The following is a 14737-nucleotide window of genomic DNA, read 5'->3' as shown; positions in this document are numbered from 1 at the left end:
CTGATGCAGACCGCCGAGATCCGCCGCCGCTTCCTGGAGCACTTCGCCCAGCGCGGCCACACCGTCGTCCCCAGCGCGTCGCTGGTCTCCCCGGACCCGTCGCTGCTGTTCACCGTCGCCGGCATGGTGCCGTTCATCCCGTACCTGACCGGCCGGGAGCCCGCACCGTTCCCGCGGGCCACCAGCGTGCAGAAGTGCGTGCGCACCCTCGACATCGAGGAGGTGGGCAAGACCACCCGCCACGGCACGTTCTTCCAGATGAACGGCAACTTCTCCTTCGGGGACTACTTCAAGGAAGGGGCGATCCAGCACGCCTGGGAGCTGATCACCGGGCGGGTGGCCGACGGCGGGCTGGGCTTCGACCCCGACCGCATCTGGGTCACCGTCTACCTGGACGACGACGAGGCCGCCGACGCCTGGCGCCGCATCGCCGGGCTGCCGGTCGAGCGGATCCAGCGGCTGGGCAAGAAGGACAACTACTGGCACACCGGGGCCGCCGGTCCCGGCGGACCGTGCTCGGAGATCTACTTCGACCGCGGGCCGCAGTTCGGCCCCGACGGCGGCCCCCTGGTGGACACCGCGGGCGACCGGTTCCTGGAGATCTGGAACCTCGTGTTCATGCAGTACGAGCTGACCGACGTCCGGGGCAAGGAGGAGTTCACGGTCGTCGGCGAGCTGCCGAAGAAGAACATCGACACCGGCATGGGCCTGGAGCGGGTCGCCTACCTGCTGCAGGGCGTCGAGAACATGTACGAGATCGACGAGGTGGCCCCGGTGCTGCGCCGCGCCGCCGAGCTCGCCGGCGTCACCTACGGCAAGGACCGGGACGCCGACGTGCGGCTGCGCGTGGTCGCCGACCACGTGCGCAGCGGGTTGATGCTCATCGGTGACGGCGTCACCCCGGGCAACGAGGGCCGCGGCTACATCCTCCGCCGCCTGCTGCGCAGGGCCGTCCGGTCGATGAAGCTCCTGGGCGTCGACGAGGCCACGCTGCCCCAGCTGCTGCCGGTCTCCCGCGACGCGATGAGCGCCAGCTACCCGGAGCTGGCCACCGACTTCACCCGGATCTCCGGGGTCGCCTACGCGGAGGAGGAGGCGTTCCGCCGCACCCTCACCTCCGGCACGGCGCTGTTCGACACGGCGGTGCGGCAGGCCAAGCAGGCCGGCACCCCGAAGCTCTCGGGCGACCAGGCCTTCAGCCTGCACGACACCTACGGCTTCCCGATCGACGTCACCCTCGAGATGGCCGCCGAGCAGGGCGTCACCGTCGATGAGGCGGGGTTCCGCGCCCTGATGACGGAGCAGCGGGACCGGGCCCGCGCCGACGCCCGCGCCAAGCGCACCGGTTCGGTCGACGTGCTGGCCTACCGCCGGCTGCTGGCCGACCACGGGCCCACCGACTGGCAGGCCTACGAGACGCTGCGCACCGACTCCCGCGTCCTCGGCATCGTGCGCGAGGGCGAGGACGAGGGCGAGCGGCCGGCCGGCCCCGGGGAGATCACCCGCGTGGTCCTGGACCGGACGCCGTTCTACGCCGAGTCCGGCGGCCAGGTCGCCGACGCCGGCATCCTGACCTGGGACGGCGGCCGCGCCGAGGTCATCGACGTGCAGCGGCCGGTCAAGGGCCTGGTGGCCCACCAGGTGCGGATCCTGGAGGGCGAGCTGCGCGACGGCGCCGAGCTGACCGCCGAGGTCGACCGCGAGTGGCGGCTGTCCGCCTGCCAGGCGCACTCGGGCACCCACGTGGTGCACGCCGCGCTGCGCCAGGTGCTCGGCCCGCAGGCGCTGCAGTCCGGCTCCTACAACCGGCCCGGGTACCTGCGGCTGGACTTCGCCTGGCAGGGCGCGCTCAGCCAGCAGCAGCGCACCGACATCGAGGACGTCGCCAACGCCGCCGTGCGCGCCGACCACGCGGTGTCGGCGTCCTGGATGACGCTGCCCGAGGCGCAGGCCTTCGGTGCCCTGGCGCTGTTCGGCGAGACCTACGGCGAGCAGGTGCGCGTCGTGGAGATCGGCGGCCCGTGGTCGCGGGAGCTCTGCGGTGGCACGCACGTGCGCGGCAGCGCCCAGATCGGCACCCTCGCGCTCACCGGGGAGTCCTCGGTCGGCTCGGGTGCCCGCCGCGTCGAGGCGGTCGTCGGGCTCGAGGGGTTCCGGTACCTGGCGCGCGAGCGGGACCTGGTGCGCCAGCTCGCCGACATCCTCAAGTCCCCCCAGGACGGGCTGGTCGACCGGGTGAGCGGCATGGTCGCCCGGCTGCGCGACCTGGACCGGGAGCTGGCCGAGCTCCGCGCCCAGCAGAGCGTCGCCGCGGCCGGTGACCTGGCCGCCTCGGCCCGGGACGTCGGCGGGGTCGCCGTCGTCACCGGCTCCCCGGCGGGTCTGGGCGGCGGCGATCTGCGCACCCTCGCGCTGGACATCCGGGGGCGGCTCGGAGCCGACCGGCCGGCGGTCGTGCTGCTCGCATCGGAGACAGGTGGCAAGGTGGCACTGGTGGCCGCGCTGAATCCGGCCGCGGTTGCACAGGGGCTGTCGGCCAACGACGTCCTCAAAGCGGCCTCGGCCCCCGTCGGCGGCCGCGGTGGCGGGAAGTCCGACGTCGCCCAGGGTGGCGGGACCGACGCCGCGGGTATCCCCGCGGCGTTGCAGGCCGGCGAGCAGGCGGTCGCGGCCGCCAGTGGGAGGTAGACCAACGTGTCCGGATCCGAGCACAGCCCCGAGGACACCGGCCCGGTCGGTGGCCGGCGGCGCGAGCTGCCGGCCGTGCCACCGGCGCGGCCCCGGCCGTCCACGGGTGAGCAGCCCAGCTACCACCCGACGACCGAGATCGACCTCAGCCAGGGCTTCCCACCGGTGAAGCACGAGACCACCGAGATCGACCTGTCCGGCGGCTGGCCGCGGCACCTGCAGGTGCCGCCGCGCCGGCCGGACGCCTCCGGCGTCCGTGGCCGGGTGCTGGGTGTCGACGTCGGCACCGTGCGGGTCGGCGTGGCCCTGTCCGACCCGACGCGGATGCTCGCCAGCCCGCTGGAGACCCTCCGGCGGGCCAAGGACAAGGCCGATCTGGACAAGCTCGCCGCGCTCGTGGTGGAACACGAGGTGACAGAGGTGGTCGTGGGGGAGCCGGTGCACCTGTCCGGTGCTTCGGGCAGCTCCGCCCAGGATGCCGCCGATTACGCTCAGGAACTGGCCGACCGCATTCCGGATGTGCCGGTGAACCTGATCGACGAGAGGCTCTCCACCGTGACCGCAGCCAGCCACCTCCGCGAGGGCGGCATCGACAGCCGACGCCAGCGCGCAGTGATCGACCAGGCGGCTGCCGTGGTGATCCTCCAGCAGTATCTCGACAGTCGGCAGGCGCCCTCGTGAGCGCGCCCGGCGGGCCGCCGCGGCGGGGCCGGCACTCCTTCGACGGCGGCGCAGGTGCGTCGCCGTCCTGGACGGCCCCGGGATCCCCCGCAGGCGGCGGCTTCCCGCCGGGCCCCTCCGCGTACCCCTCGCGGCACCCGTCCGACCGCGGCCCGGTCGACCACGGCGCGGACGAGACCGGTCCGCTCGTCGAGCCGGACTGGTGGTCCGCCGGCTCCGGCGACCGCCCCGGCCACCCGCTCACGTCGCGGCAGGGCGACGACCCCGGCCGCCAGCACCCCTCGGCACCGCTCCCGCCGCTGCCCACCGGGACCTGGGGCCGGCTGCACCCGCGCCCGGAGCCGGGCGACGACGACGCCACCGTCGCCACCCCCCGGCTGGGCAGCGGTCCCCACGACGAGCACCCCGACGGCGAGCACCCCGACGAGGCCGGGACCCCGGCCGGCTCCTCCATCTGGGAGGAGCAGACCGGCGGGCTGGACGTGATCGGTGCGAACGTGGACGAGGAGCGCCCCCGCCGGCGTGGCCTGCGCCGCCGGCGCGGCGCCGCCGCCCCCGTCCCCGCCGACGACGCCGGCCCCCACCCGGATGACGACGTCCTCGCCTCCGACGACGACCTGCTGGGCGCCTCGGACGGCACCGCCGACGACGGCGCGCTGACCGACGACGAGATCCCGATCGCGCCCTACGACCCCCGCGGCGACCGTCGCCGTCGTCGCCGGCGCCGTCGTCCCTTCGCCATCGCCGCGGCGCTGCTGGTGCTGGGCGGCCTCGTGGCCGGCATCGTGCTCGGCGGCCAGCAGCTGCTGTCCCTGATCGACCCCGCCTCCCAGGACTACGCCGGTACGGGTACCGGCAGCGTGGACGTGCGCGTGGAGGAGGGGGACACCCTCAGCGACATCGCCCGCACGCTGCAGGAGGCCGACGTCATCGCCTCCACCGGACCGTTCATCGACGCGGCGTCGGCCAATCCCGATGCGACCAGCATCCAGCCCGGCGTCTACACGGTCCGGTTGCAGATGAGCGGCGAGGCGGCGCTGGACCTCCTGCTGGACCCGGCCGCGCGCCAGGTGTCGCGGGTGACCGTCCCCGAGGGGTTCACGGTGGACCAGATCCTCGCCCGGTTGGCGGAGGAGACCGGCAGGCCGATCGAGGAGCTGACGGCGGCGGCCGACCCGGCGGCCCTCACCCTGCCCGGGTACGCCAACGGCCAGCTCGAGGGCTTCCTGTTCCCGGCGACGTACGACTTCGAGCCCGACACCACGCCGCAGCAGATGCTGCAGCAGATGGTCGACACGTTCACCGCGACGGCCGGCCGGCTGCAGCTCGAGCAGCGCGCCGCGGCGCTGGGCCTCACCCCGTACGAGGTCGTCACGGTCGCGTCGATGGTCCAGTCGGAGACGCGGCTGGACGAGGAGCGTCCCGACGTGGCCCAGGTGATCTACAACCGGCTCGAGCAGGGGATCGCCCTCGGCATCGACGCCACGCTGGCCTACGGGCTGGACAAGAGCGGCAACGAGCTGACGGTGACCGATCTGGCGTCCGACAACCCGTACAACACCCGGAACCGCCAGGGCCTGCCGCCGACGCCGATCAGCTCGCCCGGCGAGGCCAGCCTGGAGGCGGCGCTGGCCCCGAGCAGCGGCGACCTCCTGTACTACGTGCTGGAGTCGGAGGAGGGTGCGCACTTCTTCACCAGCGACTACAGCGAGTTCCAGGCCGCCCGGCAGCGGTGCGCCGCGGCCGGTCTCGGCTGCGGTGGCTGAGCGGCACCAGCGGGCGGCGGTCCTCGGCCGGCCGGTGACCCACTCGCTGTCCCCGCTGCTGCACCGCGCCGCCTACGCGGAGCTGGGGCTCCTCGACTGGACCTACGACGCCCTCGACGTGGGCGCGGAGGACGTGCCGGTGCTGCTGGCCGGGCTGGGCGAGGAGTGGCGCGGCTTCTCGGTCACCATGCCGTGCAAGCAGGCGGCGGTCGAGGTCGCCGACGTGGTCGAGCCGCTGCCGCGGCTGCTGAGGGCGGCCAACACGCTGGTCCGCACCGAGGCCGGCTGGCGCGCGGAGAACACCGACGTCACCGGCGTCGGCATGGCGTTGCAGCTGGCCGGGGTCGAGCAGGTGGAGGACGCGGCGATCCTCGGCGCCGGGGGCACGGCCGCGGCCGCCGCCGTGGCGCTCGCGTCGCTCGGCGCCCGCCGGGTCGACGTCGTCGTCCGGGACCCGTCCCGGGCCGGTGAGCTGGTGCGCGTGCTGGACACCCTCGGGGTGGGCAGCCGCGTCCTCCCGCTGGCCGGCGCGCGGGTCGAGGTCCCGGTCGTCGTGAGCACCGTGCCCGTCGACGGCCAGCCCGCCGTGGCGGCGCTGGAGTGGGGGCCCGGCCAGACGGTGCTGGACGTCCTGTACTCCCCGTGGCCGACACCGCTGGCCGACCGGGTGACCGCGGCCGGCGGGACGGTCGTCAGCGGCCTCGAGGTGCTGTTCTGGCAGGCCACCGAGCAGGTGGAGCTGATGACCGGGCAGCCGGCACCGATCGGTGCCATGCGGGCCGCGCTCGACGCCCGCTGACCGCCACCGTGGAGGTCTCCCGCCCGCTCCTGGTCGGCGCGGCCCTGGTCGTGGCGCTGGGCGTCGGCCCCTGGCTGGCGCGCACCGCCGCCCGGCTGGCCGCCCACGATGTCCGGGCCCGGGCCGCACCCGGGACCACCGCGCTGGCGACCGGCCTGCTGGCCGCCGGGCTCGCCGGGGCGGTCCTGCTCTGCGGGGTGCGGCCGGCGACGGTCGCCCTCGCCTGGGCGGCGGGCGCCGCCGTCGTCCTCGCCGCGGTCGACCTGGCCGCCCACCGGCTGCCCGACCGGGTGCTCCTGCCGGCGCTGGGGGTCTGCGGCGCGGCCCTGCTGGCCGACGCCGCCGTGCTGGGCACCTGGCTGCCGCTGGCGCGGGCCGTGGGTGCGGGCGCCGCGGCGTTCGCGATCCCGGCGGCGGCGCGGCTGCTGGCTCCCGCGGCCCTGGGCTTCGGTGACGTCAAGCTGCTGGGCCTGATCGGGCTGGTGCTGGGCTGGTTCGGCTGGGGGGTCCTGCTGGCCGGGGTCTTCCTCGGCCTGCTCACCGGCGCCGTGGTCTCGGTGGCCCTGGTGGCGAGCCGCCGCGCGGGCTGGCGCAGCTCCGTCCCCTTCGGCCCGCCGCTGCTCGTCGGCGCCGTGCTCGCCCTCCTGGTCGGTGGTGTCCCACCCGGGTGAGCGATCCCGGCGGGGCGCTCGGGAGCGGCCTGGCACAATCCCCGGCATGTTGCGCTGGCTGACCGCCGGTGAGTCGCACGGCCAGCAGCTCACCGCCATCCTCGAAGGACTCCCGGCCGGGGTCGAGGTGCAGACCTCCGACCTCGACCTGCAGCTGGCCCGCCGCCGGCTGGGGCACGGGCGGGGCGCCCGCATGTCCTTCGAGCAGGACCTCGTCACGCTCACCGGCGGGGTGCGGCACGGCCGCACCCAGGGCGGCCCGATCGCCGTCCAGGTGGGCAACACCGAGTGGCCCAAGTGGCAGACCGTCATGTCCGCCGACCCGGTCGACGCCGACGTGCTGGCCAGCCAGGCCCGCAACGCGCCGCTCACCCGGCCGCGCCCCGGCCACGCCGACCTCGCCGGCATGCAGAAGTACGGCTTCGACGACGCCCGGCCGGTGCTGGAGCGGGCCAGCGCGCGGGAGACCGCGGCGCGGGTGGCCCTCGGCGCGATCGCGCAGGCCTTCCTGCGGCAGACGCTCGGCGTCTCCGTGGTCAGCCACGTCGTGGGCATCGGCCCCGTCGTGGCCCCCGACGGGCTCCTCCCGGGGCCGGACGACAACCCGCGGCTGGACGAGGACCCGGTGCGCTGCGCCGACCCGGCGACCAGCGAGCGCATGGTCGCCGAGATCGACGACGCCCGGAAGACCGGTGACACCCTGGGCGGCGTCATCGAGGTCGTGGTGCACGGCCTGCCCCCGGGCCTGGGCACGCACGTGCACTGGGACCGCCGGCTCGACGCCCGGCTCGCCGCCGCCCTCATGGGCGTGCAGTCGGTGAAGGCCGTGGAGGTCGGTGACGGGCTGGAGACCGCCCGCCGCCGGGGCTCGGTGGCCCACGACGAGATCGTGCTGGCCGACGGCGGGACGCGGGTGCAGCGGCTCACCGACCGCGCCGGCGGCATCGAGGGCGGGATGACCAACGGCGAGGTGCTGCGCGTCCGCGCCGCCATGAAGCCGATCAGCACGGTGCCCCGGGCGCTGCAGACCGTCGACGTGGCCACCGGGGAGGCCGCGGTGGCGATCAACCAGCGCAGCGACGCCTGCGCGGTGCCCCGCGGTTCCGTGGTCATGGAGGCGATGGTGGCGCTGGTGCTGGCCGACGTCGTGCTGGAGAAGTTCGGCGGCGACTCGGTCACCGAGACCCGGCGCAACGCGCAGGCCTACCTCGACGCGCTGCCCTACCGATGACCTCCCCGGCACTGGTCCTGGTGGGCCCCCCGGCATCCGGCAAGACGACGGTCGGCACGGCCGTCGCCGCCGCCCGCGACCTGCCCTTCCGGGACACCGACCGGGACGTCGAGCTGGAGACCGGCAGCAGCATCGCGGACCTGTTCGTGCAGCGCGGTGAGCCGCACTTCCGCGCGCTGGAGGAGCGGGCCGTCGCCCGCGCCCTGGACGAGCACGACGGCGTCCTGGCGCTCGGCGGGGGCGCGGTCACCAGCGCGGCGACGCGGGAGCTGCTCGTGGCCTACGGCCGGGCGGGCGGGACGGTCGTCTGGCTCGACGTCGACGTCGCCTCCGCCGCCCGGCGGGTGGGCCTGTCCCGCGACCGCCCGCTGCTGGCCGTCAACCCGCGGGCCATGCTGCGGACCATGCTCGAACAGCGCGCCCCGCTCTACGCGGAGGTGGCCACCCACCCGGTGGCCACCGCGGGGCGCTCCCCGGAGGAGGTCGTCGCCGAGGTGCTCGCCGTCCTGACGCCGGAGGGGGCCCGGTGATCCGCCGCGTCCCCGTCGCGGGGGAGCGGCCCTACGAGGTGCGGATCGGGCCCGGGGCCCAGGCCGAGCTCGGGCTGGTCCTCGCCGGTACCCCGAAGGTCGCCGTCGTCCACGCGCCGCCGCTGGCCGCCGCCGCGGGTGCGGCCGTCGAGACGCTGCAGACCGCCGGCGTGGCCGCGGAGGCCGTCGTCGTCCCCGACGGCGAGGCCGCGAAGACCGCCCGGGTCGCCGCCGAGGTCTGGGAGGAGTTCGGCCGGCTGGGGCTGACCCGCGCGGACGCCGTCGTCGGCGTGGGCGGGGGAGCGGTGACCGACCTGGCCGGCTTCCTGGCCGCCACCTGGACCCGCGGCGTCCGCGTCGTGCAGGTGCCCACCAGCCTGCTCGGCATGGTGGACGCCGCCGTGGGTGGCAAGACCGGCATCAACACCGCGGCCGGCAAGAACCTCGTCGGCGCGTTCCACCCACCGGCGGCGGTGCTCGCCGACACCGACCTGCTGGCCGGGCTCCCGGACGTGGAGTTCCGCTCGGGGCTGGCCGAGGTCGTCAAGTGCGGGTTCATCGCCGACGCCCGGATCCTCGAGCTGCTCGACGCCGACCCCAGCGGGCGCCGGGACACCGCGGAGCTCATCGAGCGCGCGGTGCGGGTCAAGGCCGCGGCGGTGGGCGAGGACCTGCTCGACACGGGTGTCCGCGAGTTCCTCAACTACGGCCACACCCTCGCGCACGCCATCGAGCGGGTGGAGGACTTCGGCTGGCGGCACGGTGAGGCCGTCGCCGTCGGGCTGGTCTTCGCCGCCGAGCTGGCCGGGCAGGCCGGCCTGCTCACCTCCGCGGAGGTGGCCCGGCACCGCGACCTGGTCGCCGCCATGGGCCTGCCCACCCGGTACGCCGGCGACTGGGCGCAGCTGCAGCAGGTCATGCGGGTGGACAAGAAGGCCCGGGGCGCGTCGCTGCGGTTCGTCGTCCTCGACGGGCTGGGCGCCCCCACGATCCTGACCGATCCCGACCAGGCCTGGCTCGACGCCGCCTGGGACGCCGTGCGCGAGGAGAAGGCATGACCATCCAGGTGCTCAACGGGGCCAACCTCGGCCGGCTCGGCACCCGCGAGCCGGAGATCTACGGCTCGGCGACCCACGCCCAGCTGGTGGATCTCATCGAGACGGCGGCGCGCGAGCTCGGGATGGAGGTGCAGGTGCGCCAGACCGACGACGAGGGGCAGCTGCTGCGCTGGATCCACGAGGCCACCGACGCCGGCGACCCGATCGTGGTCAACCCCGGCGGCTGGTCGCACACCTCGGTGGTGCTGCACGACGCACTGGCCGCGGTGACCGCGCCGGTCCTCGAGGTGCACATCAGCAACATCCACCGCCGCGAGGAGTTCCGGCAGCACTCCTACGTCTCCCGGGTCGCCGACGGCGTGATCGCGGGGCTGGGCGTGGAGGGGTACGTGCTGGCGCTCCAGTGGATGTCGCTGCGGGGGCACCGGTGAGCGAGCGCACCGCCGCCCGGCGCGACGTCCTGCGGGCCACCGCCGCCGAGCGCGGGCTGGACGCCGTCCTGGTCACGAACCTGCTCAACGTCCGCTACCTGACCGGGTTCACCGGCTCCAACGGCGCACTGCTGGTGCGGGTCGACGGCGGGGACGTCTTCGGCACCGACGGCCGGTACACCACGCAGGCCGGGGTCCAGGTGCCCGACGTGGAGCTGGTCGTCGACCGGGCAACGACGCCCGCGCTGGCCCGGGCGGCGGTGCAGCGCGGCGCGGGGCGGATCGGCTACGAGTCGCACGACCTCACCGTCGACGGGCTGCACGGCCTGGAGCGGGTGCTCGCCGACGCCGCTGCCGGCGGCGCCGTCCCCGAGCTGGCCTCGGTCCGGCGTGCCGTCGAGGGCCAGCGCGCCATCAAGGACGACGACGAGATCGAGGCGCTGCGCCGCGCCTGCGCCGTCGCCGACCAGGCGCTCGCGGAGCTGGCCGCCGAGGGCGCCCTGCGGCCGGGGCGCACCGAGCTGGAGGTCGGCCGCGAGCTGGACGCCCGCATGCTGGCGCTCGGTGCCGAGGCGCCGTCGTTCGAGACGATCGTCGCCACCGGCGCCAACTCGGCGATCCCGCACCACCGGCCCGACCGCACCGAGCTGCGCGCCGGCGACTTCCTCAAGCTCGACTTCGGGGCGACGGTCGACGGCTACCACTCGGACATGACGCGGACCGTCGTCCTGGGGCATGCGGCCGACTGGCAGCGGGAGATCTACCAGCTGGTGGCGGCCGCCCAGGCGGCGGGACGGGCCGCGCTGGCGGTCGGTGCGGACGTCGTCGCGGTGGACGCCGCGGCGCGCGACGTCATCGTCGCGGCCGGCCACGGGGACCACTTCACGCACGGCCTCGGGCACGGCGTCGGCCTGGAGATCCACGAGGCGCCGGGCATCGGCCAGCAGGGCGCGGGTAGGCTGGCCGCCGGTATGGCCGTCACCGTGGAGCCGGGCGTGTACCTGCCCGACCACGGCGGTGTCCGGATCGAGGACACGCTGATCGTCACCGACGACGCGCCCGAGTTGTTGACCCTCACGAGCAAGGAACTGCTGGTTCTCTAGATGGCTACCACCAACGACCTGAAGAACGGCATCGTCCTCAACCTGGACGGCCAGCTCTGGACCGTCACGGACTTCCAGCACGTCAAGCCCGGCAAGGGCGGCGCCTTCGTGCGGACGACGCTGAAGAACGTGCTGTCGGGCAAGGTCGTGGACAAGACCTTCAACGCCGGCACCAAGGTCGAGACGGCCAACGTGGACAAGCGGAACATGACGTACCTGTACAAGGACGGCACCGACTTCGTCTTCATGGACGGCGACACGTTCGACCAGATCTACGTGCCTGCCGAGACCGTCGGCGGGGGTGCGGACTACCTGCTGGAGAACACCGAGGTGGTCGTGGCGGTGCACGACGGCACCCCGCTGTACGTCGAGCTCCCGGTGACCCTGGAGCTCGTCGTCGAGCACACCGACCCGGGCCTGCAGGGCGACCGCTCCACGGGTGGCACCAAGCCCGCGACGCTGGAGACCGGCGCGCAGATCCAGGTGCCGCTGTTCATCACCACCGGCGAGAAGCTGAAGGTCGACACCCGCGACGGCCGGTACCTCGGCCGCGTCAACTGAGCGCCGGCTGATCCCATGGCTGCCCGCTCCAAGGCGCGCAAGCGCGCCGTCGACGTCCTGTACGAGGCGGACGTCCGCGGCCGGGACCGGATGGAGCTGCTCCGGGAGCGGGTCGCCGACGGCAACCCGCCCGTGCCGGACCACGCGATCCGCCTGGTCGAGGGTGTCGACGAGTTCGGCGCGCGCATCGACGAGCTGATCGAGACGCACACCGCCGGCTGGTCGCTGGACCGCCTGCCCGACGTGGACCGGGCGATCCTGCGGATGGCGACCTACGAGCTGCTCTGGGCCGACGACGTGCCCGACGCGGTCGTCATCGACGAGGCGGTGGAGCTGGCCAAGGCGCTGTCCACCGACGAGTCCCCGCGTTACGTCAACGGCGTCCTGGGCGCCATCCTCACCGCCGAGGTCCCCACCGCCTGACCGTCACTGCAGGTCGCGGCGGGCGAAGAGCCAGATGCCGGCGCCGAGGATCACCGCGGCGAACGCGCCGACGACCAGGCCGCCCTGCAGGTTCGTGACCAGGTAGGTCGGCGGTCCCTCGGGCCCGGTGCTCATGACGCTGTAGTCGATGACCGGGACGCCGCCGGGGACGACGAGGGCGACCGCGTTGGTCGACAGCAGCCAGCGCTCCAGCATCGGGTCGTAGATCCGCAGCGCGGTCTCGACGATCGCGAAGTAGACGAACCCGATGCCGAGCGCCGCCCCGGTGTTGCGGACCAGGTTGGCCAGCCCGAAGCCGATCAGTGCGATCAGCACCACGAGGAGGACCCCGCGCCCCTGCGCGGCCAGCAGCTCTCCCCAGAACCCCTCCGGCAGCGCCTGGTCGGTGCCCACGAAGGTCCGCAGGACCCAGGCCATGACCAGCCAGGCGACCTGGGCCGCCACGCCGATGACCAGCGCGGCCAGGGCCAGGACGCCGATCTTCGTGCCGATGACCCGCAGCCGGTTCGGCACCCAGAACAGCAGCGCCACGATGGTCCGGGTGGACCACTCCGCGCCGATCCAGGTGGCGCCCACGAGGAAGGCGAGCACCGCGGCGGCGGCCGCGAAGCCGATCGCGCCGGGCTCCCCGAGCGCGCCGAGGTCGAAGGGGGCCTTGTCGAGGAAGTCCTCGACGCGCCAGGTGGAGGCATCCAGCGGTGGGCCGCAGAACTGGTCGACCGGCTCGCCGACGTTCTCGGCCTCGATCGCGCAGTCCGCGCGCCAGGCCTCCTCGCTGGCGATGATCTCGTCCATGCGCTCGCGGGCGGCGGCGTAGTCGGCGTCCGTCGGCTCGCCGAACTGGAGCAACCCGATGACGATCGCGGCCAGCCAGCCGAGGACGGCCAGCCCCAGCAGGACCTGGATGAACCGGCGGGCGGTGAACCGGTGCAGCTCGGCCCGGAACAGGCTGCCGCCCCGCCGGGCCGACGTCGGCTCGGGCGAGGCCGTCGGCTGCTCGGTCACCGCGCTCATGCCTGGCTCCCGGTGATGGCGAGGAACGCGCTCTCCAGGTCGGGGGTCACGCGGACAAGCTCCTCGAGGTAGTGGCCGTGCTCGGCGAGCACGCGGGTGATCTCTCCGGTCGCGGGCGCGCCGTGCACGAGCACCTGGCCGTCGGGCGCGGGGGAGACGCTGAACCCGGCGGCGCTGAGGACCGCGGCCGCGCCCGCCGGGTCGGGGACCGCCACGCGGACGTCGCCGGTGCCGGCCTGGGAGAGCACCGAGGCGACCGGCCCGGAGGCCACCCGCCGGCCGCGGGCCAGGATCGTCACCGAGTCGCACACCTGCTGGATCTCGGCGAGCAGGTGGGAGGAGACGAGCACCGTCGTCCGGCCGTCGGACCCCAGCCGCCGGATGAGCTCGCGGACGTCGCGGATGCCGGCGGGGTCCAGCCCGTTGCTCGGCTCGTCGAGGATCAGCAGCCGGGGAGCCTTGAGCAGCGCGGCGGCGATGCCGAGGCGCTGCTTCATGCCGAGGGAGTAGCCCTTGAACCGGTCGTCGGCCCGCTCGCGCAGGTCGACCAGTTCCAGGCACTCCTCGACGCGGGCCCGCGTGACGCCGGCGGTCTCGGCCAGCAGGCGCAGGTTGCGCCGGCCGGAGAAACCGGGGAAGAACAGCGGTGTCTCGACCAGGGCGCCGACGTCGCCGATCACGCCGGACAGGCCGGCGGGCACCGGGCGGTCGAGCAGTTGCATGTCACCGGCGTCGATGCGCACCAGCCCGAGCAGCGCCCGGATCGACGTCGTCTTGCCGGAGCCGTTCGGGCCGAGGAGGCCGTGGACGCCGCCGGCGTCGACGGTCATGTCCAGCCCGTCCAGCGCCTTGTGCGGCTGGCCGCCCTTACCGCGGTAGGTCTTGGTGACCCCCGCCATCTGCACCGCCGCCATGCGGCCTCCCTGCTCGTCCGGGCCGGGCACCCGGCTGGCAGCACAGTGGCACACGCGGTGCTGCGGGAACAGTGTCCTGACCTGCGTGTCGAGACCGGGCCGGGCCGTAAACGACGAGGGCCCCCGCCGATCGGCGGGGGCCCTGGTGACTCGCTGGGTGGAGCCGGTCGTCAGCGCGGGGCGCGCCGGCGGTCACCCCAGGCGGACTCGTCGACATCGTCCTCGAGGTCCTCGTCGCCGCCGCTGCTGACGATGCCCTCCATGCCGGGGGAGAGCACCCCCCACTCGATGAGCCGGGAGGTCAGCTCGTCGGGGCTCATGTCGTAGATGATCGCCAGCGACTTCAGGTCCTCGGCGCGGATCGACAGGACCTTGCCGTTGTAGTCGTGCCGCTGCGCCTGGATGGTCGAGGCGTAGCGAGCCAGCGGGCCGGCCTCGTCGGCGGGCAGCGAGCCCAGTGACTCCAGGTTCAGCACGATCTTGTTCGTGGAGGTGACCGCGGAGCTCGGTCGCGGGTCGGGCAGCAGCTCGGACACCGGGACCCCGTAGAACACGGCGAGCTCGGAGAGGCGCTGCACGGTGACGGCGCGGTCCCCCCGCTCGTAGGAGCCGACGACGACCGCTTTCCAGCGGCCGTGGGACTTGTCCTCCACGCCCTGCAGGGAGAGGCCCTGCTGGTTGCGGATGGCGCGGAGCCGGGCGCCGAGGGCCCGCGAGTAGTCGGTGCTCATCGCTGTCTGCTCACTGTCCGTCGTCTCCGATCGCTGCTGGTCGTCACGCAGCGTACGTGGAACGCGGGGATCACAACAGGCGGGGCGACACGATCGGGCAGGTGAGGGCCCTGAA

General features: G+C 74.5%; 15 protein-coding genes. 12 read left to right on the top strand and 3 right to left on the bottom strand.

Annotated elements, in window-relative coordinates; all coding sequences use genetic code 11:
• The first annotated feature begins 3 nt into the window (after positions 1–3).
• The 12 genes from alaS (at position 4) to nusB (ending at position 11942) form a co-directional block, all read left to right on the top strand.
• Positions 4–2688 carry an alanine--tRNA ligase gene (gene alaS, locus ACI79T_RS00420; protein WP_456608068.1) on the top strand — a complete coding sequence of 895 codons (2685 nt, stop codon included), beginning with the start codon at positions 4–6 and terminating at the stop codon, positions 2686–2688.
• Between the two features lie 165 nt (positions 2689–2853).
• A complete protein-coding gene (gene ruvX, locus ACI79T_RS00415) occupies positions 2854–3369 on the top strand; it encodes a Holliday junction resolvase RuvX (RefSeq protein WP_456608067.1) in 516 nt (171 codons plus the stop codon).
• Positions 3366–5135, top strand: coding sequence for an endolytic transglycosylase MltG (gene mltG, locus ACI79T_RS00410; protein ID WP_456608066.1), 1770 nt, complete (start codon positions 3366–3368; stop codon positions 5133–5135). Before ruvX ends, mltG begins: the two co-directional genes overlap by 4 nt.
• Positions 5128–5934, top strand: a complete 807-nt coding sequence (locus ACI79T_RS00405; RefSeq protein ID WP_456608065.1) for a shikimate dehydrogenase — start codon at positions 5128–5130, stop codon at positions 5932–5934. The genes mltG and ACI79T_RS00405 overlap by 8 nt, the downstream gene beginning before the upstream one ends.
• A gap of 8 nt (positions 5935–5942) precedes the next feature.
• On the top strand, positions 5943–6605 hold the full coding sequence (locus ACI79T_RS00400) for a prepilin peptidase (RefSeq protein ID WP_456608064.1): 663 nt from the start codon (positions 5943–5945) through the stop codon (positions 6603–6605).
• A 46-nt stretch (positions 6606–6651) separates the two neighbouring features.
• Positions 6652–7836, top strand: a complete 1185-nt coding sequence (aroC, locus tag ACI79T_RS00395) for a chorismate synthase (RefSeq protein WP_456608063.1) — start codon at positions 6652–6654, stop codon at positions 7834–7836.
• Entirely contained in the window at positions 7833–8366 is a 534-nt protein-coding gene (locus ACI79T_RS00390; protein WP_456608062.1) for a shikimate kinase, read from the top strand. Before aroC ends, ACI79T_RS00390 begins: the two co-directional genes overlap by 4 nt.
• The gene (aroB, locus tag ACI79T_RS00385; protein WP_456608061.1) at positions 8363–9424 is read left to right on the top strand and encodes a 3-dehydroquinate synthase; all 1062 of its coding nucleotides are present in this window, start codon (positions 8363–8365) and stop codon (positions 9422–9424) included. The genes ACI79T_RS00390 and aroB overlap by 4 nt, the downstream gene beginning before the upstream one ends.
• Positions 9421–9855, top strand: a complete 435-nt coding sequence (aroQ, locus tag ACI79T_RS00380) for a type II 3-dehydroquinate dehydratase (protein ID WP_456608060.1) — start codon at positions 9421–9423, stop codon at positions 9853–9855. The genes aroB and aroQ overlap by 4 nt, the downstream gene beginning before the upstream one ends.
• Positions 9852–10958, top strand: coding sequence for a M24 family metallopeptidase (locus ACI79T_RS00375; RefSeq protein ID WP_456608059.1), 1107 nt, complete (start codon positions 9852–9854; stop codon positions 10956–10958). Before aroQ ends, ACI79T_RS00375 begins: the two co-directional genes overlap by 4 nt.
• Positions 10959–11519 carry an elongation factor P gene (gene efp, locus ACI79T_RS00370; RefSeq protein ID WP_456608058.1) on the top strand — a complete coding sequence of 187 codons (561 nt, stop codon included), beginning with the start codon at positions 10959–10961 and terminating at the stop codon, positions 11517–11519.
• Positions 11520–11534: 15 nt separating this feature from the next.
• Positions 11535–11942 (top strand): transcription antitermination factor NusB, encoded by a 408-nt coding sequence (gene nusB / locus ACI79T_RS00365; protein ID WP_456608057.1) that lies wholly within the window; start codon positions 11535–11537, stop codon positions 11940–11942.
• 3 nt (positions 11943–11945) lie between these two features.
• Here nusB and ACI79T_RS00360 read toward each other — a convergent pair whose 3' ends face one another.
• The 3 genes from ACI79T_RS00360 to bldD form a co-directional block, all read right to left on the bottom strand.
• Positions 11946–12977: a hypothetical protein gene (locus ACI79T_RS00360; RefSeq protein WP_456608056.1), complete on the bottom strand. Its 1032-nt coding sequence runs from the start codon at positions 12975–12977 to the stop codon at positions 11946–11948.
• Positions 12974–13891 (bottom strand): ABC transporter ATP-binding protein, encoded by a 918-nt coding sequence (locus tag ACI79T_RS00355; RefSeq protein ID WP_456608055.1) that lies wholly within the window; start codon positions 13889–13891, stop codon positions 12974–12976. Before ACI79T_RS00355 ends, ACI79T_RS00360 begins: the two co-directional genes overlap by 4 nt.
• Before the next feature lie 170 nt (positions 13892–14061).
• The gene (bldD, locus tag ACI79T_RS00350; protein ID WP_456608054.1) at positions 14062–14622 is read right to left on the bottom strand and encodes a transcriptional regulator BldD; all 561 of its coding nucleotides are present in this window, start codon (positions 14620–14622) and stop codon (positions 14062–14064) included.
• Positions 14623–14737 lie beyond the last annotated feature (115 nt).

This window comes from Blastococcus sp. SYSU DS0619, assembly GCF_054051035.1.
Note: the sequence above shows the minus strand (reverse complement) of the source record. Positions and strands in the feature narration are given on the sequence as shown.